Raw genomic sequence first — 23063 nt, 5'->3', positions numbered from 1 at the left:
CATAAAACCAACAGCAAGGACAGCTCATGCACATCGCCCTGGAAAACATCCGCAAGCTGCAACACAACGGCCAGACGGAACAAGCCTTGCGAGAGGCGCAAGACTTGCTGCGCCAGCAGCCGCAGCATGCGGACCTGCATTATCTGGCCGCCTGCCTGCACGATGGCCGCGGCGAAGAGGCCGAGGCGATTCCGCACTATCTGCAAGCACTGGAAATGGGCATCAGCGGCCATGACGCCGCCGGCGCCTGGCTGGGCCTGGGCAGCAGCTACCGCGCCCTGGGCCAGTACCGGGAGGCCGAGATGGCCCTGCGCGAGGGGCTGCATCATTTCCCGGACGACAAGGCCATGCAAGCCTTTCTGGCCATGGCCTTGTACAACCTTGGCCGCCACAAGGAAGCCACCGAAAGGTTGCTGGCCTTGCTGGCCGATACCAGCGCCGATGAGGACATCCGCCGCTACCGCCAAGCCATGCGCTTTTACGCCCAAGACCTGGATAAAACCTGGTAAGACCAGCCCGCAAGCGGAGGACTATACGATGGACCCCATCATCATTGATCACCCCGGCCTGGCGCTGGCCGGTTACAGCATCGCCACCGGCAAGCAAAACGACGACAATCTGCGCCAGATTCCCGCCTTTTGGAACGATTACTCGGTGAAGCTGCGCCAGCCCTTGCTGAACGCGCTGCAGCGCCCCCACGCGCCGGAATACGGCGTGGTCTGCGACTTCGACCCCGCCAGCGAGCGCTTCCGCTACCTGATAGGCATGGAATGCCCGGACGAGCGCGCGCTGCCGGAAGGCTGCGAACGCCGCCGCATCGGGCCTGCCAAATACGCCGTGTTCTCCACGCCGCCGGCCGCGCCAGCCGATTTCGGCCAGGCCATCGTCCAGACCTGGCAACACATTTATCAAAGTTGGCTGCCCGCCTCCGCCAAATGGGAGCACGCCGCCGGCGAAACCTTCGAGCGTTACGACGGCCGCTGCGCGCCGGGCCAGGAGACGCTGCAGATGGACATCTACATTCCCGTTCAGCCTAAACGCTAAGAATTGATCCCCATGCAAAGCGTCAAGATTGTCGAAGTCGGCCCGCGCGACGGGCTGCAAAACGAAAAGCAGACCGTGAACGCCGCCGTCAAGCTGGAGCTGATCCGCCGTCTGGCGGACAGCGGCCTGTCCGCCATAGAAGCCGGCGCCTTCGTCTCGCCCAAATGGGTGCCGCAAATGGCCGACAGCGCCGAAGTGCTGGCCGCGCTGGACCTGTCCGGCCCCATCGCCTACCCGGTGCTGGTGCCCAACGACAAGGGCCTGGACGCCGCGCTGGCAGCCGGCGCGCGCGAGATCGCCGTTTTCGGCGCCGCCAGCGAGAGCTTCAGCCAGAAAAACATCAACGCCAGCATCGCCGAGAGCCTGCAGCGCTTTGAAAGCGTGACCCGGCGCGCGCTGGACGCCGGCCTCAAGGTGCGCGGCTACGTGTCCTGCGTGGTGGGTTGTCCCTACGAGGGCAAGATCGCGCCGCAAAAAGTGGCCGACGTGGCCAAGGCGTTATCCGAGCTGGGCTGCTACGAAATCTCGCTGGGCGACACCATAGGCGTGGGCACGCCGGCTTCGGTGCGCGAGATGCTGGACGCCGTGCTGCGCGCGCTGCCGGCGGTGCGCCTGGCCGGCCACTACCACGACACCTATGGCATGGCCATCGCCAATATCCGCGCCTCGCTGGACGCCGGCCTGCGCGTGTTCGACGCCTCCGTCGCCGGCCTGGGAGGCTGCCCCTACGCCAAGGGCGCGTCCGGCAATGTGGCCACCGAGGACGTGGCCTACCTGCTGGCCGGCGAGGGCTACCACACTGGCATCGATCTGACTAAACTGGTGGCCGCCTCCTGGCACATCGCCGACGCGCTGGGCAAAGCCCCCGCCTCCAAGCTGGCGCACGCGCTCGGCCGCCAGGGCTAAACCATATCGGCCGGCCCGTCCCCATCCAGAGAGCCACAAAACGGGCCGCCACAGGAGAAACCATGCAAGCAAGCAACACCCCGATCTGGACGCCCTCGGCCGAACGGCTGGCCGGCTGCCATCTCACCGCCTTCACCCGCCTGGCCGAAACCATATGGGGCCGCCCGCTGCCGGACTACCGCAGCCTGTGGCACGCCAGCGTGGAAGATCCCGCGCGCTTTTGGTCCCTGGTCTGGGATTACTGCGGTGTGATAGGCGACAAGGGCGAGGTAGCGCTGGAAAACGGCGACGACATGCTGGCCGCCCGCTTCTTCCCGCAAGCCCGGCTCAATTACGCGGAAAACCTGCTGCGCCGCGACGACGACAGCCTGGCCGTGGTGTTCCGCGGCGAAGACAAGATCGAGCAAAAGCTGAGCTGGCGCGAGCTGAACCAGCAAGTCTCCCGCCTGCAGCAAGCCATGCGCGCCGCCGGCATCCAGCCTGGCGACCGCGTGGCCGGCTTCATGCCCAATATGCCGGCCGCCCTGGCCGCCATGCTGGCCGCCAGCAGCCTGGGCGCGGTGTGGACCAGCGGCTCGCCGGACTTCGGCCTGGACGGCGCGCTGGACCGCTTCGGCCAGACCGAGCCGAAAATCCTGTTCTGCCCGGACGGCTACTGGTACAACGGCAAGGCCGTGGACATCCGCAACAAGATGATCCAGCTGGCGCAGCAACTGCCCAGCGTGGAGCGCATCGTCGTCGCGCCGTATCTGAGCGCCGACGGCGCGGCCTTCGCCGCCGAGGTGCCGAAGGCGCAAACCTGGGACGCCTTCCTCGCCGGCTACGACGCCCGCCCGGTGGAGTACGTCCGCCTGCCGTTCAACCACCCGCTGTTCATCCTCTACTCCAGCGGCACCACCGGCAAGCCCAAGTGCATCGTGCACGGCGCCGGCGGCACCCTGCTGCAGCACCTGAAAGAACATCAGCTGCACGCCGATATCCATTCCGGCGACCACTTCTTCTACTTCACCACCTGCGGCTGGATGATGTGGAACTGGCTGGTAAGCGGCCTGGCCTCCGGCGCGGCGCTGATGCTGTACGACGGCTCGCCCTTCGCCGACGAAGGCCGCGTGCAATGGGACTACGCCGCCGATCACGGCTTCACTCACTTCGGCACCTCGGCCAAATACATAGACAGCCTGCGCAAAACCGCCATCGTGCCGGCGCGCGACTGGCAGCTGCCGCGGCTGCGCAGCGTGTTCTCCACCGGCTCGCCGCTGGTGGCGGAAAGCTATGACTGGGTGTATGAGAACATCAAGCCCGATGTCAGCCTGGCCTCGATCTCCGGCGGCACCGACATCGTGTCCTGCTTCGCCCTGGGCGCGCCCACCCTGCCGGTCTACCGCGGCGAACTGCAATGCCGCGGCCTGGGCATGGCGGTGGACATCTTCGACGAACTGGGCCGCCCGGTATGGCAGGAAAAGGGCGAGCTGGTCTGCACCAAGCCCTTCCCGTCCATGCCCATCGGCTTCTGGAACGACCCGGACGGCGCCAAATATCATCAGGCCTACTTCCATCGCTTCCCCGGCATCTGGTGCCATGGCGACTACGCCGAGATCACTGCCCACGATGGCGTGATCATCTATGGCCGCTCCGACGCGGTGCTGAACCCCGGCGGCGTGCGCATCGGCACCGCCGAGATCTACCGCCAGGTGGAGGCCTTCCCGGAAATCCTGGAAAGCCTGGCCGTGGGCCAACTGTGGCAGGATGACGAACGCGTGGTGCTGTTCGTCAAGCTGCGCGACGGCGTGGCGCTGGACGAGGCGCTGATCAGCCGCGTCAAAACCCAGATCAAGAACGGCGCCAGCCCGCGCCACGTCCCCGCGCGCATCGTCGCCGTGGCGGACATCCCCAAGACAGTCAGCGGCAAGATCGTGGAGCTGGCGGTCAAGAACATCATCCACGGCCGCCCGGTCAGCAATGTCAGCGCCCTGGCCAATCCGGAGGCGCTGAAGCTGTTCGAAAATCTGAAAGAACTGGGCGAATAAATTCGCCGCGCAAACGTATGGCAAAACGAGGACATCGGTCCTCGTTTTTTATTTTGCGCCGCGAAAGCCCGCAATCCGCAAACCCTTGTGGCGAAAATGGCTTGGTGCCAACTCGCTGGCGGCCCATGCGCCGTTTGAAAACCTGGTTCAGACCGAACTGGATTATCATGAAAGGGGAAGCATCCATCTTTCCAGTCGCGACCGGCATCAAGAAATGGGCGGCATCCGCCGAAATACAGGCGGAACGCGGCGATTATCGGAGCGCGCAAACATGTTAAGTCGACAGCAAAGAAATTGGGGCGTGCAGCAATGGGCGGCTTACCTGAAAGACAGGGAGATACCCGTCTTAGCGGCCACGCGCGATGCCTTTCTGCAACTGAAATCGCAAGGCCAGGACGCGCCGGAATTCTCGCCCAAGCAACTCGCCGAACGCGCGCAGGAAGATCCCTATTTGGCGGTCAAATTGCTGATAGAAGCGGAGCGGCATCGGTCGCGGCGCCTAGGCAAGGAAACCACCACCCCGCTGGCCGCCATTCTTCAGCTTGGCAGCGACGAATTATATGCGCTGATTGCCGGCAGCCCTGTCGTAGCGCTTGAGCATCCGGGCTGGCAGGCCGCCGTTTCGACAGCGGTCATGGCGTCCGGCATCGCCCGCGCCTGGTCCAATTTCCGCTCCGACGCTTCGCCCGAGGAAATTTCGCTCGCCACCCTGCTTTCCGAAACCGGCGAGTTGCTGCTGTGGCATTTCGCGCCGGAATTGCCGATGCAGGCCATAGCGGAATTCGAAGCCGGGCGCTCCAACCGCACCAGCCTGGCGCAATTGAATACCGCTGGTTTCACTTTCCGGCAATTGACCCTGGTTTTAGCCGAAGAGTGGAAACTGCCGCAAATGATCAGCCAGCTGATCCGCGGCGTGGATCGGCCGCGCACCCATATCGCGCAAATCGCCATCGACTGCGCCCGCCACCTGATGCAAAACCCGGACAACCCGGCCCTGCCTTCCGACATCGGCCATATCGCCGAATACCTTCCCGGCATCGCCAAGGAAAAGCTGGTTTCCATTTTGCCGATTTCCGAAGACCAGCAGGCCCATATCCTGGCTCATCTGCTGGAGGAATAGCGGCGGCCGCGCCTGGCCGGCAAGGCTCAAAGCCGCCGCAATGGCAAGCGCCGGCGTCCTTTGCCGAGTCTCAATCCGGCGCTTGCGCGGGCGGCAGCCGCTGCAGCAAGGCGAAAGTGAGATTGTCCTCGCGCGGTCGGTGGCCGGTCCACAATACCTGCCAGCCCGGCTCCGCCATGCCCTCGCTCTTGTCACGCACCACCAGCCAGTAATCGCAAGGCGGCGTTTCCCCTGCGGGAAACGGCACCAGGTCCATGTCCGCGTAGTATTTCCAGCTGATCAGCGCCAGGCGGTTGTAACGCTCGGTGGCGATGCAGGACACGCCGCCCGCGGGCAGTTTGCGCAACATGCTCTGCACCACCGGACGATAGCTCTTGGCGGCATCGAACCAGGGCAACCACAAGGACATGGCCAGGCCCCACAGCAAAATCAGGCCGGCGGTCCAATTGGTGATGGCCTGGCGGCCGCGCAGATGCGGCCGGCTCAGCGCCCATAGCCAAACCAGCGTCGCCAGCAGCGCCCCCACGGCCTGCCACCAGGACACATGGGGCTGGTAAAAGGGGCTGAAATATCGCGCGCGTCCGGCCAAGCCCTCCGGCCAGCCGTAATTCATCGCCGCCCAGCCCAGCCATACCAGAAGACCGAACAAACCGAAGGTCATCAACGCGAACCAGTTCAGGAAGGCGGCCGCGCCGCGCCGCAGCGTGTCCAGCTCCACCGCCGCCAGGATGGACAGCGGCAGCAGCAACGGCATGGCGTCGGTGATGCTGGCGCGGTCAGACAGGGTCAGCAGCAGCGCGATCATCAAGGTGAACAACAAGGGCAGCTGCAGCTTGGGCGATTGCAATTGCCGGTTGCGGTACAGCGTCCACAACGCCAGCGGCCAGGCCGGAAAGGCAAACCACAGCACGTTCTTGGTGTAGTAGCCAAAGTCGTGGAACAGACGCACATGATGGAAGCCGCTGGTCTGGCCCAGGGCGTAATTGGACCACCAATCGGCAAACACGGCGGGGTATTCGCGCAACAGCAGCAGGGGCCAGATCAGCGTGGCGGGCAAGGCCACCAGCAAGGCCAGCAGCAGCGTCAGCGCGTAGTTCTTGTGGCGCCAGGCGCTGAAGGCCGGCAGCATCAGCGCAGTCAGCCAGATCAGCATCAGGTCCGCCAGGCTGCCGCCCAGGAAAGTGGCCACGCTGGCCGCGCCCAGCAAGGCGCCGGCGAGCCCAGGCGAGCGCAGGCTCAGCGACAGCGAGTAAAAGGCGGCCACGAAGCCGGCAAAACCGGCGATGACGGGCGTGAGCTGATGGCCGGACTCGACCAGGCCCAGGCAGCCAATCAGGATCATCACCACGCTGCGGCCATGGCGGCGGCCTATCAGGTCGCGCCCCGCCATGCCCGCCAGCAGCAAGGCCAGCGACATCAGGAGCGGCGTGGCCAGCCGGGCGGCGTCATGCGCCGTCAACAGCCACGGCGAAAACAGCTTGATGCAGCCCGCCGCCAGCCAGTAGTACAGCGGCGGATTGTCCAGGTAAGGCACGCCGTTCAGCGTGGGCAGCAGCCAGTCGCCGCTGCGCAACATGGCTTGCGCCACCGCCAGCACATACGGCTCGTCAGGCTTCCACGGGTCATGCCCCAGGATGCCGGGCCACAGCCAGATAAAGCACAGCAGCAGCAAGACCCAGGGTTTTTCGGTTGGCTTGGCCAATTGGCTGGCCTGAGCGGAATAAGTCAGCATGGTCGTTTGGACTCCGCTTACCGGCGGCCGGGAGCGGTTCGATTTGGGTATGGGAGGACGGGTCGCCGATTACGGCGACCGACTCGGCTGGTCATTATATCCCGATAGGCGATGAACCATCAGGCTGGCCATCGCCGCGCGCGCAAAGCAAAAAAGGCAGCCATGGCTGCCTTTTTTCCAGATGCTTCGTCTACGACAAACGCGATTAGCGCTTGAAGAAGCTGCCGAACTTCTGGTTGAACTTGTCCACGCGACCTGCGGTGTCCACGATCTTTTGCTTGCCGGTGTAGAACGGGTGGCAGCTGGAGCACACTTCGATGGAGAAGGCGTCCTTGGACATGGTGGACTTGGTCACGAACTGGTTGCCGCAGGAGCAGGTAACGTTCAGTTCTTTGTAGTTCGGGTGAATATCGGTTTTCATCTCTCTACCTTTCAAATCGGGTACAGGGGTTTTGCCTGTACTGCTTTACGAAACACGGCATTATCCGCCGTTTGACTACCGTTGACAAGCGCAGGCGGCCAAACCCGGATCAAGCGCGGCGCCAGCTGGTGCCGCCCGCGCCGTCTTCCAGCACGATGCCCTTGGCGGTCAGCTCGTCGCGGATGCGGTCGGACTCGGCCCAGTTCTTGGCCGCGCGCGCGTCCTTGCGCGCCTGGATCAGCGCTTCCACTTGTTCCGCGGACAACTCGCCCTCGACCGCGCCGCCCTTGAGAAAGTCTTCCGGATCGCGGGCGAGCAGGCCCAGCACGCCGGCCAGGTCCTTCAGCAGGCGGGCCAGCAGCGGGTCGCGGCTCTTGTTCACCTCGCCCGCCAGCTCGAACAGCACCGCCACCGCCTCGGACGAATTGAAGTCGTCGTCCATCGCCGCCTTGAAGCGCGCAGCGTAGGCGTTGTTCCAATCAATGCCTTGGGACGCCGGCAATTCGATGCCGCGCAGGGCGGTATACAAGCGGGTCAGGCCCTGCTTGGCGTCGTTGAGGATGCTGTCGGTGTAGTTCACCGGGCTGCGGTAGTGGCTGCGCACGATGAAGAAGCGGATCACTTCGCCGTCGAAATGCTGCAGCACATCGCGGATGGTGAAGAAATTGCCCAGGCTCTTGGACATTTTCTCGCCGTCGACATTGATGAAGCCGTTGTGCAGCCAGTAATTGACGTACTGGTGGCCATGCGCGCCCTCGGACTGGGCGATTTCATTCTCATGGTGCGGGAACTGCAGGTCCTCGCCGCCGCCGTGGATGTCGAAATGCTCGCCCAGATGATGGCAGCTCATCACCGAGCACTCGATATGCCAGCCCGGACGGCCCTTGCCCCACGGGCTGTCCCAGGACGGCTCGCCCGGCTTGGCGGCCTTCCACAGCACGAAGTCCAGCGGATCGCGCTTGTTCGGGTCCACTTCCACGCGCTCGCCGGCCCGCAGCTTGTCCAGGGTGCGGCCGGACAGTTTGCCGTAGCCCTCGAACTCGCGCACCGCGTAGTAGACGTCGCCATTGGCGGCCGGATAGGCCTTGCCGTTGGCGATCAGCTGTTCGATCAGCGCGATCATGCCGCCCACATGATGGGTGGCGCGCGGCTCGTGCGTCGGCGGCAGCAGGCCCAGCGCGGCCGCGTCCTGGTGCATGTCGGCGATGGTTTCTTCCACCAGCTGGTCCGGCGTGATGCCGCGCTCCAGCGCGCGCTTGATGATCTTGTCTTCGATATCGGTGATGTTGCGGACGTAAGTCACGTCGTAACCGGAGGTCTTGAGCCAACGGTAGATCACGTCAAAAGCAGCCAGCATGCGCGCGTGGCCGATGTGGCAGAGGTCGTAGACGGTCATGCCACAGACGTACATGCGCACTTTGCCGGGTTCGATGGGTGTGAACGCTTCCTTCTGGCGGGTCAGTGTGTTGTACAGACTCAGCATGTTTGCAACCTATGGTGTTCGGTCAAAAAGAGGGAGATTGTAACAGATGGCGCGCGGCCGCAGCAGCCGCCAAGCAAAAACCGCCGGCGAGCCGGCGGTTTGGATGGCGCGTGGCGTTCAGATCTTGGGCCAGGCGATGGGGCGGTAATCCGGCAGGCCATCCTTGAACGGCGGGATGCGCTCGCCCTCCATCAGGGGCTTGACGTAGTCGAGGAAGGCCTGGGTCACGCTGAAGCCATCCTCGCCGATGAATTCCGGCGGCAGGCACTTTTCCTTGTCCCCCACCGCGGACAAGGGCACTTCCGCCACGTTCCAGCAGTAGGGATGGTCGTTCAGGCGCTCGATGCCCGCCATCAGACCGGTCTTGCCGGCCAGCAGCCACTCCACCGCGCGCTCGCCCATCACATAGGCTTGGCGCACGTCGGTGGCGGAAGCCAGGTGGCCGCCGGCGCGCTGCAGATAGTCCACCTGGGCCACGTGGGCGGAAATGCCGCGCTCGCTCAGGATCAGCTGGGCCAGCCAGTGGCCGGCGCCGCCCAGTTGCTCGTGGCCATAGGTTTCGGACTTCTTGGCCTCGGCGACGAAGCGGCCGTCCTTGTCCGTGATGCCCTCCGCCACGGCGATGGCGCACTGGCCGTACTTGGCCAGGCTGGCGTCCAGCGCAGCCAGGAAACGCTCCTGATCGAACGGCACTTCCGGCAACAGCAGGATGTGCGGCGCTTCCTGCGGGCTGCGCGAAGAGGCGGCGCAGGCGGCGGCCAGCCAGCCGGTGTGGCGGCCCATGGTCTCCATGATGAAAACGCGGCCCCAGCCCATGCTGGTCATGTCCAGGCCCACCTCGCGCATGGCGCTGGCCAGGAATTTGGCGGACGAGCCGTAGCCCGGGCTGTTGTCGGTGCCGACCAAGTCGTTGTCTATGGTCTTGGGAATGCCGATCACGCCCAGCTTGTAGCCGGTATGCTTTTCAAAATCCACCAGGCGCTCGGCGCAACCCAGCGAGCCGTTGCCGCCATTGATCAGCAGATAGTGAATGTCGTGCTTGGCCAGCACGTCGCGCAGGCGCAGCCAGTCTTCCGGCGCCTCCTCGAAGGTGCCGATCATGCGGCGGCTGACGCCGAAGCTGCCACCCGGCATGAAGGCGAGCTGGGCGATGGCGGTGTCGGGCACGCCATCGGTATCGCACAGGCGCCCTTCCAGCAAGCCCGCCAAGCCATCAAAGGCGGCATACAGCGACAGGCCCAGCCGGCGCGCGGTCTCAATCGCGCCCTGGGCGGAAGCGTTCAGCACGGCGGTGGGACCGCCGGATTGCAGATATACAGCTCTTGGTTTGGACATGGCGTTCTACCTGTAGGGTAAAAGTAGCGCCTGGCGCCGCAACAGCCCGCAAGCCAGGCATCGGATAGGCACACCTTACCACCACGCCCGAATACGGCTCAACCTCGCCAGAGCGCCGATTTACAAGCGTTTGATCCTTCGCAAATCGATTATTCCGATGCAGGCCACCCAAGACGCGAGCCATGGCGCGGCCGGCAAAAGTAATAAAACAACAAACGATTGATCTATAAAGCTCTAAACGCGCTACAAGGCAACATCCTGCGCCTCCGGGCAAGCCATGCGCGCGATGCGCGCGCGCAACACCCTATCGCGCCAAGCGCCGCCGCCAGACCCGCCCCCTCATCCCGGCTCGGGACACACGCCGCTGCCCCACGCAAACTGTCAGACGAAAAAAAACCTCCCGCCAAAACGGGAGGTCTTGATCTTGCCGACAGGCGCGGGCTTTACTTCCAGCTGTCCTTCAGGCCCACGGTGCGGTTGAACACCGCCTTGACGCCCGGCTGGTGCTCGTAACGGTCGGTCACGAAGTAACCCAGGCGTTCGAACTGGAAGCGCGTTTCCGGCGCCGCCTGCAGCACAGAAGCCTCGACATAGGCCGGGACCAGCTTCAGCGATTCCGGATTCAGGAATTGGCGGAAGTCGACATATTCGCCGTCCTCGCCGCGCACCGCATCGGGGCGCGACTCGGTGAACAGGCGATCATACCAGCGCACATCGGCCTGGATGGCGTGCACGGCCGACACCCAGTGGATCACGCCCTTGACCTTGCGGCCTTCCGGGTTCTTGCCCAGGGTGTCGTGGTCGATCGAGCACTTCAGCTCGACGATCTCGCCATTGGCGTCCTTCACCACTTCCTCGCACTTGATCACGTAGGAGTAGCGCAGCCGCACTTCGCCGCCGGCGGTCAGGCGCTGCCACTTGGGCGGCGGCACCTCGGCGAAGTCGTCGCGCTCGATCCAGATTTCGCGGGCGATGGGCACATCGCGCTCGCCGAACTCCGGGTGATGCGGGTGGAACGGCGCGCTGCGGCTGGCGGTGACGGCGGCGTCATAGTTGGTCAGCGTCACTTTCAGCGGGTTGACCACGGCCATCACGCGCGGCGAATCGTTTTCCAGCGTCTCGCGCACCGCGCCTTCCAGAATGGCCATGTCGATGATGTTTTCGCTCTTCGACACGCCGATGCGCTGGGCGAACAGCTTGATGCCGGCCGGGCTGTAGCCGCGGCGGCGCATGCCGGCGATGGTGGGCATGCGCGGATCGTCCCAGCCGGTGACGAAGCCGTCGTTGACCAAGGCTTGCAGCTTGCGCTTGGAGGTCAGCGCGTACAGCAGCTCCAAGCGCGAGAATTCGATCTGCTGCGGATGGTGCTCGATGCTGATGTTGTCCAGCACCCAGTCGTACAGCGGGCGGTGGTCTTCAAACTCCAGCGAACACAGCGAATGCGTGATGCCCTCGATGGCGTCGGAGATGCAGTGGGTGTAGTCGTACATCGGGTAGATGCACCACTTGTCGCCGGTGCGGTGATGATGCACGCGGCGGATGCGGTAGATGGCCGGATCGCGCAGATTGATGTTGGGCGAGGCCATGTCTATCTTCAGGCGCAGCGTCTTGCTGCCGTCGGCGAACTCGCCGTTCTTCATCCGGGTGAACAGGTCCAGGTTCTCTTCCGGGCTGCGCTCGCGGTAGGGGCTGTTCTTGCCCGGCTCGGTCAGGCTGCCGCGATACTGGCGCATTTCCTCGGCGGATAGGTCATCCACATAGGCCTTGCCGGCCTGGATCAGCTCAACGGCGTAATCGTACAGGCGGTCAAAGTAGTCCGAAGCGAAACGAACCTCGCCGTTCCACTTGAAGCCCAGCCAGGCGATGTCCTCCTTGAACGCCTCGACGAACTCGTCCGATTCCTTTTCCGGATTGGTGTCGTCCATGCGCAGATTGCACTGGCCCTGGTAATCTTCGGCCAGGCCGAAATTGATGCAGATCGCCTTGGCATGGCCAATGTGGGCGAAGCCATTCGGCTCCGGCGGGAAGCGCGTCATCACGGAACCGCGGCGGCCCGTGGCCAGGTCCTCGTCGATGATGCTGCGAATGAAGTTGTTGACAACCGGCGCGTGGTTTTCCGTGCTCATGTTCTGGCTGTGGGTATGGATAGCGAATCGGCCATTGTAACCGATTTTCAGCGCATTTTCCGAGAGGGCGCAGATACCCGAGGGAAGTGGCGAACGCTCCCGCCGAATCGGCGCCTGCCACGGCTCAGCCTACCCGCTCCAGCACCACTTCCCACAAGGCCTTGGGCAGGCCGTATTTGCCAGACACACGATGTTCCAGCGACAGCACGCGCCAGCCGTCCGCAAACAGTTGGCGCACCGCCCGCTCGTTGAAAAAGCGCTTGGGGGAGCCTTCCACCAGATAATAATCGGGCGCGATTTCAGGATGGCCGCTGGAGCCGTAATGGTGATCGTCGGTAGCGTTGAGCCGGCACAGCAGCTTGCCGCCAGGCGGCAGGCTCTGGCGAATGCGCGCCACGATATCCAGCGTTTCATCCCAAGGAAAATAATGCAGCGACAGGCTGGCCACCGCCGCGCCAGGCTGCCGTCCATTCAACGGGAACGGTTGCCGGGCATCCTGACAGTGGAACTCGCCGCCCGGCGCGCGACGGCGACGGCCTCCGCCGACAGGTCGAAAGCGATCAACGCCAGCCCCGCTTCCATCAGCGTGGCGGAATCCTCGCCCTCGCCGCAGCCTATCTCCAGCACCGGGCCATGCGCGCACGACTCGCGCAGCATGGGCAGCCAGCGCGCCAACCAAGCATCGCGCGCGCCGCCCAAGCGGACATCCGACACTGCTTCTGGCTCTCTCATAAAACCACCGCCACAAACCGCCATCGACGCCGCGATGGCGGCCGATCATGCAAGACAGACGCGCCACTCATATCAGCGCCCTGCTCGTCAGCCGCTCCAGCTGCCGCAGCGGAGACTTGGCCGGATCGTCCATTTTCTCCAGCGGCAGCCACAGCGTCTGCTCCAGCATGAACTGGCCGGACATCACCGCGTGCGAGGCGTGATCGGAGAAACAGATCCAGGCGCCGCCCGGCGCGAACGGCACGGTCTGCTGCGGGCAATCCTTCTGATAAGCCAAATCAGCCTTCATCGCATCGTGCAGATGCAGCATGATGTGATCGTAAGCGCTGCGTTTGCGTTTGGTGATTTTCAAAGCCGCCAGCAGCGCGGCCGAGCCCGGCCATTGGCGCGGCACGCGCGGCAGCATCTTTCTGGCCATGTCCTCGAACGGCTCGCCCACGCGCCATACGCGCGGCTCGCCCGCCGGGTTGACGTTGCAGAACACGCGCAGGATGCGCTCGCCATAAGTGGGGCGCGACGGGAAGGCGTCCACGTGCAGCCGGCTGTCGTCCTTGCGCCAAGAGGTCTTGCGGTCTTCCACCCGCACCAGGCGCAGGCTGGTGGGCGCGGCGCGGGTCTTGCCCTGATACTCCGGCAAAACCTGGGCCAGCAGATCCGCCGCCGCCTGCTGATAACGCGAGACCAGCGCGCGCACCGCCCGCTGGGCATCGTCGCCGCCCAGCACGCCATGCAGCGCCCCGTTGTTCGGCTCCAGGCTGATGTTCTTGCGCTTGGGATCGGCGATGGCGGGATTGAGCAAGGCTTGCTCGGCCGCGTCCAGCTTGAAGCCGAAATCAGGCACATGCAGCACCGCGCCCGCTTCCAGTTTTTTCACCCAGCCGGTTTCCCCAGCCTGCACGCTGACGATGCGCTCCGTCATGATTCCGCTTCCTTATCCATGGCGACAGGCGGCGCGCAAGCTATCGCTGCTGCGCCGCACAAAGCGACAGGGTACACCCAAACGCCCGGCAAAGGCAGCCCGCCGCCAGGACAGGCCAGGACAGCGCCTTGATTTGGCGGGAAAAATCCCGCAGACAAAAGCCCTACCCGCAGCCGGACAATTAAGCGCAATAAACAGTTGTTTATGCTGATTTTTTTATCGAAATGCGGCATAATGGCCGGCTGCCAGAAATAGACGTGAACGCATGACTACTCCGCAAGCCGCCAAACCTATCGATTCCTACCGCAAGTACTGGGCCAGCCGTTTCGGCACCGCCCCGTTCCTGCCGATGACCCGCGCCGAGATGGACCAGCTGGGCTGGGACTCCTGCGACATCATCCTGATCACCGGGGATTGCTATATCGACCACCCAAGCTTCGGCATGGCGCTGGTGGGCCGCTTGCTGGAGGCGCAGGGTTTTCGTGTCGGCATCATCTCGCAGCCGGACTGGCACAGCGCGGACGCCTTCCGCGAGCTGGGCCGGCCGAATCTGTTCTTCGGCGTCACCGCCGGCAATATGGATTCGATGATCAACCGCTACACCGCCGACCGCAAGCCGCGCTCGGACGACGCCTACACGCCGAACGCCGAGCCCAACAAGCGGCCGGACCGCGCCGTCACCGTCTACGCCCAGCGCTGCCGCGAAGCCTATCCCGGCATAGGCGTGATGATAGGCTCGATCGAGGCCAGCCTGCGCCGCATCGCCCATTACGACTACTGGAGCGACAAGGTCCGCCAGTCGGTGCTGATCACCTCCAAGGCCGACATCCTGCTGTTCGGCAACGCCGAGCGCGCGCTGGTGGAAATCGCCCACCGCGCGGCCAAAGGCGAGAAGCTCAATGAAATCCGCGACGTGCGCGGCACCGCCTTCATCGTGCCGCACGGCTGGAAGCCGGACGAAGAATGGCAGGAGATGGACTCCAGCGTGGTGGACGAGCCGGGCCGCGTCGATCCGCACCTGAATCCGTATCAAGAAATCCCGGAACAGGCGGCTGAGGCCACCAAGGGCATGGACCCGTCCAAGCCGCAGGTCATCCGCATCGAGTCGCGCGAGGAGCGCCTGGCCAAGCGCCGCGCCGAGCGCGCCAAGACCGTGCTGCGCATCCCAGCCTACGAAGCCGTGGCGCACGACCCGGTGCTGTACGCCCACGCCAGCCGCACCCTGCACCTGGAATCCAACCCCGGCAACGCCCGCGCCCTGGTGCAGCTGCACGGCGAGCGCGACGTGTGGCTGAACCCGCCGCCGATTCCGCTTTCCACCGAGGAAATGGACTTCGTCTACGGCCTGCCCTACGCCCGCAATCCGCACCCCAGCTACGGCGACGCCCACATCCCGGCCTGGGAGATGATCAAGTATTCGGTCAACATCATGCGCGGCTGTTTCGGCGGTTGCACCTTCTGCTCCATCACCGAGCACGAAGGCCGCATCATTCAGAGCCGTTCGGAAGAATCCATCCTGCGCGAGATCGAGGAAATCCGCGACAAGACGCCGGGCTTCACCGGCCACATCTCCGACCTGGGCGGCCCGACGGCGAACATGTACCGCCTCTCCTGCAAGGACCCGAAGATCGAATCGTCCTGTAGAAAGCTGTCCTGCGTGTTCCCGGACATCTGCGAGAACCTCAACACCGATCACAGCCACCTGATCCAGCTGTACCGCAAGGCGCGCGCGCTGCCGGGCGTGAAGAAGATCAACATCCAGTCCGGCCTGCGCTACGACCTGGCCGTGCGCTCGCCCGAGTACATCAAGGAACTGGTGCAGCACCACGTGGGCGGCTATCTGAAGATCGCGCCGGAGCACACCGAGGACGGCCCGCTGTCCAAGATGATGAAGCCGGGCATGGGCGCTTACGACAAGTTCAAGGAATTGTTCGAGCGCTTCAGCCGCCAGGCCGGCAAGGAACAGTATTTGATCCCCTACTTCATCGCCGCCCACCCGGGCACCAGCGACGAAGACATGATGAATCTGGCGCTGTGGCTGAAGAAGAACAACTTCCGCCTGGACCAGGTGCAGACCTTCACCCCCACGCCGATGGCGCTGGCCACCACCATGTGGCACACCCGCCGCAACCCGCTGAAGCGGCTGGGCCGCAGCTCGGAAAAGGTGGACGTGGTGCGCGACGGTTACCGCCGCAAGCTGCACAAGGCTTTTCTGCGCTACCACCACCCGGACAACTGGCAGATCATCCACGACGCGCTGCTCAATATGGGCCGCGGCGACCTGATCGGCCACAGCAAGCACTGCCTGATCCCGCCGACGCCGCCGGGCGACAAGGCCGCCGCCGTGCGCCACAAGATGGGCGCGCCCATGAACCGCGGCAAGAGCACCGGCGCGCGGCAGGCGCCGCAAGGCCAGCGCGGCAAGCCGGCGGCAGTCGGCGCGCGCGGCCAGGGCGGCAAACCGGCAACGGGCAAGCCGCCAGCCAGCCGCGCGCAAGGCAGCGGCAAGAAGTCGGGCCGCTGATGCCAGCACCACGCCACGCGCCAGCAATGGGCGTGGCGTTTTGATTTCCACCGCGCGCGCAGCATAAATGCCAATGGTCTAGCCATGGCTGGCGCCAAGGCGCAAAATGGCCAAGCCGGCCGCATGCGCAAGACCGCAACATGCGGCAGCTAAGCTGGCGGACAGACGACAGCGCGCCTTCCCTCGCGGAACAGAGGGCACGCGTAAAGAAGCGCAAGCAGAACCGCGAACAACCAGCCGCCCACGCAGCAAAGTCTCGCTCCGCTAGCGGGAGAGGGGCTGCGCAAGAGACCCATCCACGAGGCCAAGCATGATCCATATCGACTTCGACCACAGCTACGCCCGCGAACTTACGGGCGCCTGGGAAGCGGCGCAGCCGGAGGCGCCCTACTTGCCGCAGTTGCTGTATTGGAACGCCGCATTGGCCGACGAGCTGGGCCTGGACGCCAGCCAGGCCGGCGAAGCCGAGCTGGCCAGGCTGTTCTCCGGCGCGGCCCTGCCCGCAGGCGCCCAGCCCATCGCCCAGGCTTATGCCGGCCACCAGTTCGGCGGGCTGTCGCCGTCGCTGGGCGATGGCCGCGCCCTGCTCTTGGGCGAAGTGATAGACAAAAACGGCCTGCGCCGCGACATCGCATTCAAGGGCAGCGGCCGCACCGTGTTTTCCCGCCGCGGCGACGGCAAGGCGGCAGTCGGTCCCATGCTGCGCGAACTGATACTGGGCGAGGCCATGCAGGCCCTGGCCATCCCCGCCACCCGCGCGCTGGCGGTCGTGGCCACCGGCGAGGCCGTGCAGCGCGAACGGCCGCTGCCCGGCGCGGTGTTGACCCGCGTCGCCGCCAGCCATCTGCGCGTCGGCACCTTCCAATACTTCGCCATCCGCGGCGAAGCCGACATGCTGCGCAAGCTGGCCGACTACACCCTGGCCCGCCACTACCCGGAACTGGCGCGGCAAGAGAACCGCTACCTCAAGCTATTGCAAGCCGCGGCGGAACGGCAGGCGGCGCTGATCGCGCGCTGGATGCACGCCGGCTTCATCCATGGCGTGATGAACACCGACAATATGGCGCTGTCCGGCGAAACCATAGATTTCGGCCCCTGCGCCTTCATGGATGCCCACCACCCGGACACCGTGTTCAGTTCCATAGACCACAACGGCCGCTACGCCTACGGCAACCAGCCGGCCATCGCGCAATGGAACCTGGCCCGCTTCGCCGAGACCCTGCTGCCGCTGATCTCCCCGGACGATCCCGCCGCCGCCGTGCCGGCCGCCACCGAAATCATCGAAGGCTTCGCCGAACGCTATCAGGCCGCCTGGCTGGACCAGGCGCGCCGCAAGCTGGGCCTGCTGGACGCCAAGCCGGCCGATCTGCAATTAACGGAAGACTGGCTGGCCCTGCTGGCGGCCTACGGGGTGGACCACACCCTGGCCTGGCGCTATCTGGCCGACGAGGCGGAAGGCAGAAGCGAGCGCCTGGCTGCCCTGTTCCCCTCCCCGGACGCGCTGGAACCGTGGCTCAAACAATGGCACAACCGCCAGGTGCCGCGCACCCGCCGTCCGCAAGACATCGCCGCCGCCATGCGCCGCGAAAACCCGCTCTACATCGCCCGCAACCATCTGGTGGAAGAAGCGCTGGACGCCGCCAGCGAGCATGGCGACATGGGGCCCACCTTGAAACTATTGGAAGTCTTGCGCGACCCGTTCAACGAACGCGAGGGACTGGCGCGCTACGCGCTGCCGGCCGCGCCGGAAGTGGCGGAGGGATATAGGACGTTTTGTGGGACGTGACATGACTAAACCAAGCTTCACGCTGCGCCAAGCGACGCTAAGTGACGAACCGGTGGCTTTCGAAATTTTCGAAGCGGCTATGAAACATTACGTTGATCTGACATGGGGCTGGGACCAAAACTATCAGCGCGACGGCCACCGTGATCACTTCGATCCCCATCAGCATTGGATCGCGTCATCAAACAAACAGATCGTTGGATTGATCAGTCTGGAAAACCATCCAACGCATCTGCAACTGCTCAAGCTCTACCTGCTTCCAGAATTCAGAAACCGGGGGCTAGGCGCCCAGATATTGCAGTCTGTACTCCAACAAGGACAAAACGAAAACAAGCCAGTTCGTCTCCGCGTGCTGCAAGTCAACAAGCTGGCGCAAGCATTCTATTTGAGACAAGGCCTCAGCATCGTCGCAGAAACTCCTGAAAGACTTTATATGGAGCACTGCTAGCCCAAGGTATTAAAAAAGAAGCGGTGGCTCCTTGATCAGAACCACCGCTACGTTCTTATCAGCCAGCGCGTAATTCAGTCCGGAAACCGACAGATAGGTCACGCCATTCGCAACTGGCTGCATCGTTACCACCGCATTGCCGCTCACCACGCCGCCCTGGAATGAAGCCCCATTCTGATTGATCATCGGCGCCACTCGGCCATTCAACGCCTGCTGCAAATCGTAAGGCAAGGCCTTGAGCTGATTCACCACCCCACCTAACAGGCCGTTGAAAAACCAACAGCCATTCATTTGGTATAATCATCAACATCCAACGAACCGCGAAAGCACCCGATGAGAGGCGTCCGCAACGACAGTCAGACCAATCTGTTCAGCTACATCCAGCTGGAAGATCGCATCCCGGCTCATCACCCGCTGCGCAAGATCCGCCAGATGGTCGACCTGGTGCTCGGCTCGATGAATGACGTATTCGACGGCTTATATTCCCGCGTCGGGCGGCCTTCGATTCCGCCTGAACATCTGCTGCGCGCCTCCCTGCTGCAAGTGCTCTACACCATCCGCTCCGAGCGGCTGCTGGTAGAGCAACTGGACTACAACCTGCTGTTTCGCTGGTTCGTCGGCCTTTCCGCCGATGCCCGCGTATGGGATCACTCGACCTTCTCGCAAAATCGCGACCGCTTGTTTACCGAAGACGTCGCCCGCGCCTTCTTCATTCGCGTACGCAGCCTGGCCGAGTGGGGCAAGCTCACCAGCGACGAACATTTCAGCGTCGACGGCACGCTGATCGATGCCTGGGCTTCGCACAAAAGCTTTGTTCACAAGGATGACGACACGTCCCCACCCGCAGGGCGCAACCCGGACGTCGATTTCCGGGGCGAGAAGCGAAGCAACCAGACGCATCAATCGCGAACCGATCCGGAAGCGCGACTGGCCCGCAAGAGCGCCGGCGACGCCAGCCGCTTGTGCCATATGGCCCATATCCTGACCGAGAACCGCAACGGTCTGGTGGTGGACGTCTCGGTGTCCGAGGTCAATGGCCACGCCGAAAACATCGAAGCGCTGAACCTGTTGCTGCGCAATGCCAAGAAAGGCAGCACCGTCGGCGCGGACAAGGGCTATGACACGCCGGCTTTCGTGAACGGCTGCAGAGACTTGGGCATCACGCCGCACGTGGCGCGCAAGCGTGTCGGCAGCGCCATCGACAGCCGCACCACGCGCCATGAGGGTTACGCGATCAGCCAGCGGCGACGCAAACGGATCGAGGAATGCTTCGGCTGGCTGAAAACCGTCGGAGGCCTTCGCAAAACCAAACTGATCGGCCGGGCCAAACTGGCCGGGCAAACTTTTTTAGCGTTTGCGACCTATAACCTGATCCGCATGGGCAGCCTGTCCGGTTGCTGGGGCGGATCGCATGTATAGGGCGTATTGCGCCCAAAATCGCCGGATAACCGGCAAACAGCCTGAAAACCCAGGCAGAGAACGGATTTATGGGCATTCTGCCCGCTGAAACCGCCCATTTTTGTTCATGCGGAAATGGGTTGGGGCAAGATCGACGTGTTTTTCAACGGCCTGCTAATGGCCCTGCAGCACCAATCCGGCTCTCGGCATAACCCACCGATCCTCCACCATAATTTACCGCGACATTCAGATTATCGCTGTGGATCACAGGCCGCCAACCGGCCTGCGCTACCCCGGACACCACACCCAGCGCAACAACAAATAGTTTTATTTTCATACTCTTCCCTTATTTATCCGTCTTTTGTAAACAAAATTTACATTGCAGCAATGACATAGTAATGCCTTTGGCATTTTTCTGGCAAGCAGTATCGGCAACTACCTAAAACTGGGTCATCAAACAAAACGCCGCCTCCAAAAACATGAGAAGCGGCGCCATGTGCTTTTTCTTGACAATCACATCAAATGCTTTTCCATCACATAATCATCCATCACAAAGCCATTGCCGATATCGGCCACCACCTGCTCCCGCACACTGAAGCCGCGTTTTTCATACACGGCGATGGCGTCGGCGTTGTGGCGGTTGACGGTCAGCATCAGCGTGGCGCAGCCCTTGGCGCGCGCGGCGGCTTCCACTTCGTCCATCATGCGGCCGCCCAGGCCCTGGCCGCGCAGGGTTTCCAATAGATACAGCTGCTCCAGCTTCATCTCGCCGGGCCTGTCCGTCAGCGCGTAGCTGCAGTAGCCGGACGGCTGGCCGTCCACGCGCAGCAGGCGGAACCAGCGGTCCGGCGCGTCCAGGTAGCGGCTCAGTTTTTCCGGCGTGTAGCGGCCGGACACCATGTAGTCGATCTGCTCCAGCGTGATCATGGAAATGAAATGCTTGCGCCAGATTTCCGCGCCGAGTCGGGCTACGGTGGCGAAGTCGCGCGAGGTCAGAAAATCCAGGGTCGCGATGGCGGGCATGGCTGGGGCTCCGAGTAAATTCGACGAGGTTATGCATCAAACATGCTCGATTCATCATGCGGCCGGTCCCGCCCCCTGTCCAGTCCATAAAATCAGACCACCCGGATACGGATGGATTGCGCAAATCGCCGCCGCCGCTGATAAACAAAGCATCGCCCAACCGCCGCCGGCAAGGAGGCGCCCATGGCCGCCACCCTGAAACTGTCGCAATTGATCAGCGCGCTCAGCTACGCGCTGGACATCACCGAAGGCCAACCGGCAGGCCATTGCGTGCGCAGCTGCTGGATAGGCATGCATATCGGCCGCGCCATCGGCCTGGAGCCGCAGGCCTTGTGGGACTTGTACTACGCCATCCTGCTGAAAGACCTGGGCTGCAGCAGCAACGCCGCCCGCATCAGCGAGCTTTACCTGACCGACGACCGCCGCTTCAAACAGGACTTCAAGCTGGTGGGCGCCAGCCTGCCGCAGATGCTGGGCTTCGTCTTCGGCAACACCGGCACCCACGCCGCCAGCTGGCGGGAGCGCGCCTCGTCCATCGTCAACGTGCTGCTGCGCGGCAAGGAGATGGCGGACGAGCTGATCAACACGCGTTGCCACCGCGGCGCCGACATCGCGCGCCAGCTGCGCTTCAACGACAATGTGGCGCGCGGCATCCAGTGCCTGGATGAACACTGGGACGGCTCCGGCCGGCCGCTGGGCCTGCGCGGCGACGCCATTCCGCTCAATGCGCGCATCGCGCTGCTGGCCCAGGTGATAGACGTGTTCCACATCACACACGGCCGCCATGCCGCGCTGGACGAGGCGGTAAGCCGCGGCGGCGCCTGGTTCGACCCGGAACTGGTGGCCGCCTTCCGCGGCGCGGCCCATGACGACGCCTTCTGGCGGCAGCTGGAGGCCGACGACATCGAACAAGCCGTGCTGGCGCTGGAGCCGGCGCAATGCGCGGTGCCGCTGGACGAGGACTATATGGACGAAATCGCCGAAGGCTTCGGCCAGGTGGTGGACTCCAAGAGCCCGTTCACCGCCGGCCACAGCCTGCGCGTGGGCCATTACGCGGACAGGATAGGAGAGGAACTGGGCCTTGACGCCCCGCGCCGGCGCTGGCTCAAGCGCGGCGCGCTGCTGCACGACGTGGGCAAGCTGGGCGTCAGCAACACCGTGCTGGACAAACCCGGCGCGCTGGACGAGGCGGAATGGGCCGCCATCCGCCTCCACCCCGGCTACACCGAGACCATACTCGGCCGCATTGAATCCTTCTCCGAGCTGGCCCGCGTGGCCGGCGCCCACCATGAGCGGCTGGACGGCAAGGGCTATCCGCGCGGCCTCAAGGCCGGCGAAATCGCGCTGGAAACCCGCATCATCACCACGGCGGACGTCTTCGACGCCATCCATGCCGAACGGCCCTATCACCCGGAGAACCCTATCCCCAAGACGCTGGACATCATGCGGCAAAACCTGGGCAGCGCGCTGGACCCAGCCTGCTTCGCCGCGCTGGAGGGCATATTGCGGCTGGAAGGCGCGCTGGAAAGCGACGCCATCTGCCTGACCTAAGCCGCGATGAACGACACCCTGAATGCGCTGGCCGCGTCGCTACGGCTGGATGCGCCGGAACACGAAACGCTGCGCCTGCGTTTCGGCTTGGACTGCGCTCGCCGCGTGGAGCATCTGCTGGAAAACCGGGAGGTCCAAGCCTGCCTGGATGGGCTGGAGCACTATCTGGCGGAAGAAATCGACCGCACGGCGCTAGACGCCCTGGCCCGGCGCGCCGCCGAACTGGCCCGCGCCCATCCCGGCTCGCCCTCGCTGGACGGTTGCGGCCACGCGGCGGTGTCGGCCAGCCACGCCGTAGCCATGGCATTGGCCGGCCGCGCCCTGCCGGCGGCGGACTACGCGGCCTATGCCGCTGTGTATGGCGCAGGCGGCTACGGCGCGGCGGCGGACCCGGCATCGTTTCTGCCGGAATGCGCCTGGCAGGTTCGGCGATTGCAAACGCTGGCGGCGCAATAAGCACAGGCTGCTTCCGCCGCCCCGCGCCGACCAGT

Annotated in this window: 22 protein-coding genes; 11 read left to right on the top strand and 11 right to left on the bottom strand. The window is 64.0% G+C overall.

Going from position 1 to position 23063, the window contains the following annotated elements:
* Window positions 1-26: 26 nt before the first annotated feature.
* From FYK34_RS03905 to FYK34_RS03885, 5 genes are all read left to right on the top strand, one after another.
* Complete coding sequence (locus FYK34_RS03905) at window positions 27-509, top strand: tetratricopeptide repeat protein (RefSeq protein WP_174774498.1); 483 nt, start codon at window positions 27-29, stop codon at window positions 507-509.
* 28 nt (window positions 510-537) lie between these two features.
* Complete coding sequence (locus tag FYK34_RS03900; RefSeq protein ID WP_149295151.1) at window positions 538-1044, top strand: GyrI-like domain-containing protein; 507 nt, start codon at window positions 538-540, stop codon at window positions 1042-1044.
* Window positions 1045-1056: 12 nt separating this feature from the next.
* Window positions 1057-1950 carry a hydroxymethylglutaryl-CoA lyase gene (locus FYK34_RS03895; protein WP_149295150.1) on the top strand — a complete coding sequence of 298 codons (894 nt, stop codon included), beginning with the start codon at window positions 1057-1059 and terminating at the stop codon, window positions 1948-1950.
* 62 nt (window positions 1951-2012) lie between these two features.
* Window positions 2013-3977: an acetoacetate--CoA ligase gene (locus FYK34_RS03890; RefSeq protein WP_149295149.1), complete on the top strand. Its 1965-nt coding sequence runs from the start codon at window positions 2013-2015 to the stop codon at window positions 3975-3977.
* Between the two features lie 85 nt (window positions 3978-4062).
* On the top strand, window positions 4063-5097 hold the full coding sequence (locus FYK34_RS03885; RefSeq protein WP_149295148.1) for an HDOD domain-containing protein: 1035 nt from the start codon (window positions 4063-4065) through the stop codon (window positions 5095-5097).
* Window positions 5098-5167: 70 nt separating this feature from the next.
* Here FYK34_RS03885 and FYK34_RS03880 read toward each other — a convergent pair whose 3' ends face one another.
* The 8 genes from FYK34_RS03880 to FYK34_RS03850 form a co-directional block, all read right to left on the bottom strand.
* Window positions 5168-6829 (bottom strand): ArnT family glycosyltransferase, encoded by a 1662-nt coding sequence (locus FYK34_RS03880; protein ID WP_149295147.1) that lies wholly within the window; start codon window positions 6827-6829, stop codon window positions 5168-5170.
* Between the two features lie 205 nt (window positions 6830-7034).
* Complete coding sequence (rpmE, locus tag FYK34_RS03875; RefSeq protein ID WP_149295146.1) at window positions 7035-7250, bottom strand: 50S ribosomal protein L31; 216 nt, start codon at window positions 7248-7250, stop codon at window positions 7035-7037.
* Between the two features lie 109 nt (window positions 7251-7359).
* Entirely contained in the window at window positions 7360-8733 is a 1374-nt protein-coding gene (gene cysS / locus FYK34_RS03870) for a cysteine--tRNA ligase (RefSeq protein ID WP_149295145.1), read from the bottom strand.
* Window positions 8734-8850: 117 nt separating this feature from the next.
* Entirely contained in the window at window positions 8851-10068 is a 1218-nt protein-coding gene (locus FYK34_RS03865; protein ID WP_149295144.1) for a 6-phosphofructokinase, read from the bottom strand.
* 443 nt (window positions 10069-10511) lie between these two features.
* The gene (locus FYK34_RS03860) at window positions 10512-12194 is read right to left on the bottom strand and encodes a glutamine--tRNA ligase/YqeY domain fusion protein (RefSeq protein ID WP_149295143.1); all 1683 of its coding nucleotides are present in this window, start codon (window positions 12192-12194) and stop codon (window positions 10512-10514) included.
* Between the two features lie 124 nt (window positions 12195-12318).
* Window positions 12319-12669, bottom strand: a complete 351-nt coding sequence (locus FYK34_RS20670) for a hypothetical protein (protein WP_196782606.1) — start codon at window positions 12667-12669, stop codon at window positions 12319-12321.
* Window positions 12666-12926 (bottom strand): methyltransferase domain-containing protein, encoded by a 261-nt coding sequence (locus tag FYK34_RS20665; RefSeq protein WP_196782604.1) that lies wholly within the window; start codon window positions 12924-12926, stop codon window positions 12666-12668. The genes FYK34_RS20670 and FYK34_RS20665 overlap by 4 nt, the downstream gene beginning before the upstream one ends.
* A gap of 67 nt (window positions 12927-12993) precedes the next feature.
* The gene (locus tag FYK34_RS03850) at window positions 12994-13845 is read right to left on the bottom strand and encodes a Kdo hydroxylase family protein (RefSeq protein WP_149295142.1); all 852 of its coding nucleotides are present in this window, start codon (window positions 13843-13845) and stop codon (window positions 12994-12996) included.
* A 265-nt stretch (window positions 13846-14110) separates the two neighbouring features.
* On the opposite strand from FYK34_RS03850, the gene FYK34_RS03845 reads away from it, so the two are divergent.
* The 3 genes from FYK34_RS03845 to FYK34_RS03835 all read left to right on the top strand — a co-directional run bounded on the left by FYK34_RS03845 (window position 14111) and on the right by FYK34_RS03835 (window position 18600).
* On the top strand, window positions 14111-16369 hold the full coding sequence (locus FYK34_RS03845; protein ID WP_149295141.1) for a YgiQ family radical SAM protein: 2259 nt from the start codon (window positions 14111-14113) through the stop codon (window positions 16367-16369).
* 310 nt (window positions 16370-16679) lie between these two features.
* A complete protein-coding gene (locus FYK34_RS03840) occupies window positions 16680-18155 on the top strand; it encodes a protein adenylyltransferase SelO (RefSeq protein ID WP_149295140.1) in 1476 nt (491 codons plus the stop codon).
* Between the two features lies 1 nt (window position 18156).
* On the top strand, window positions 18157-18600 hold the full coding sequence (locus FYK34_RS03835) for a GNAT family N-acetyltransferase (RefSeq protein WP_149295139.1): 444 nt from the start codon (window positions 18157-18159) through the stop codon (window positions 18598-18600).
* Window positions 18601-18609: 9 nt separating this feature from the next.
* Here FYK34_RS03835 and FYK34_RS03830 read toward each other — a convergent pair whose 3' ends face one another.
* Window positions 18610-18849: a hypothetical protein gene (locus FYK34_RS03830; RefSeq protein ID WP_168209638.1), complete on the bottom strand. Its 240-nt coding sequence runs from the start codon at window positions 18847-18849 to the stop codon at window positions 18610-18612.
* 84 nt (window positions 18850-18933) lie between these two features.
* On the opposite strand from FYK34_RS03830, the gene FYK34_RS03825 reads away from it, so the two are divergent.
* Window positions 18934-20019, top strand: coding sequence for an IS5 family transposase (locus FYK34_RS03825; RefSeq protein WP_149295137.1), 1086 nt, complete (start codon window positions 18934-18936; stop codon window positions 20017-20019).
* Between the two features lie 142 nt (window positions 20020-20161).
* Here the strand turns inward: FYK34_RS03825 and FYK34_RS20395 are convergent, their stop codons facing one another.
* Window positions 20162-20335, bottom strand: a complete 174-nt coding sequence (locus FYK34_RS20395; RefSeq protein ID WP_168209637.1) for a hypothetical protein — start codon at window positions 20333-20335, stop codon at window positions 20162-20164.
* A 176-nt stretch (window positions 20336-20511) separates the two neighbouring features.
* The gene (locus FYK34_RS03820; RefSeq protein WP_149295136.1) at window positions 20512-21021 is read right to left on the bottom strand and encodes a GNAT family N-acetyltransferase; all 510 of its coding nucleotides are present in this window, start codon (window positions 21019-21021) and stop codon (window positions 20512-20514) included.
* Window positions 21022-21204: 183 nt separating this feature from the next.
* Here FYK34_RS03820 and FYK34_RS03815 point away from each other — a divergent pair, with 183 nt between their 5' ends.
* Together FYK34_RS03815 and FYK34_RS03810 are read left to right on the top strand one after the other, a co-directional pair.
* On the top strand, window positions 21205-22572 hold the full coding sequence (locus tag FYK34_RS03815) for an HD-GYP domain-containing protein (RefSeq protein WP_149295135.1): 1368 nt from the start codon (window positions 21205-21207) through the stop codon (window positions 22570-22572).
* A gap of 6 nt (window positions 22573-22578) precedes the next feature.
* Complete coding sequence (locus tag FYK34_RS03810) at window positions 22579-23028, top strand: putative immunity protein (protein WP_149295134.1); 450 nt, start codon at window positions 22579-22581, stop codon at window positions 23026-23028.
* The last annotated feature ends 35 nt before the right edge of the window (window positions 23029-23063 follow it).

Origin of the sequence: Chromobacterium paludis (genome assembly GCF_008275125.1) — a bacterium.
GTDB lineage: Bacteria > Pseudomonadota > Gammaproteobacteria > Burkholderiales > Chromobacteriaceae > Chromobacterium > Chromobacterium paludis.
The sequence above is the reverse complement of the archived record's forward strand: the minus strand, read 5'-3'. Positions and strand labels throughout refer to the sequence as shown.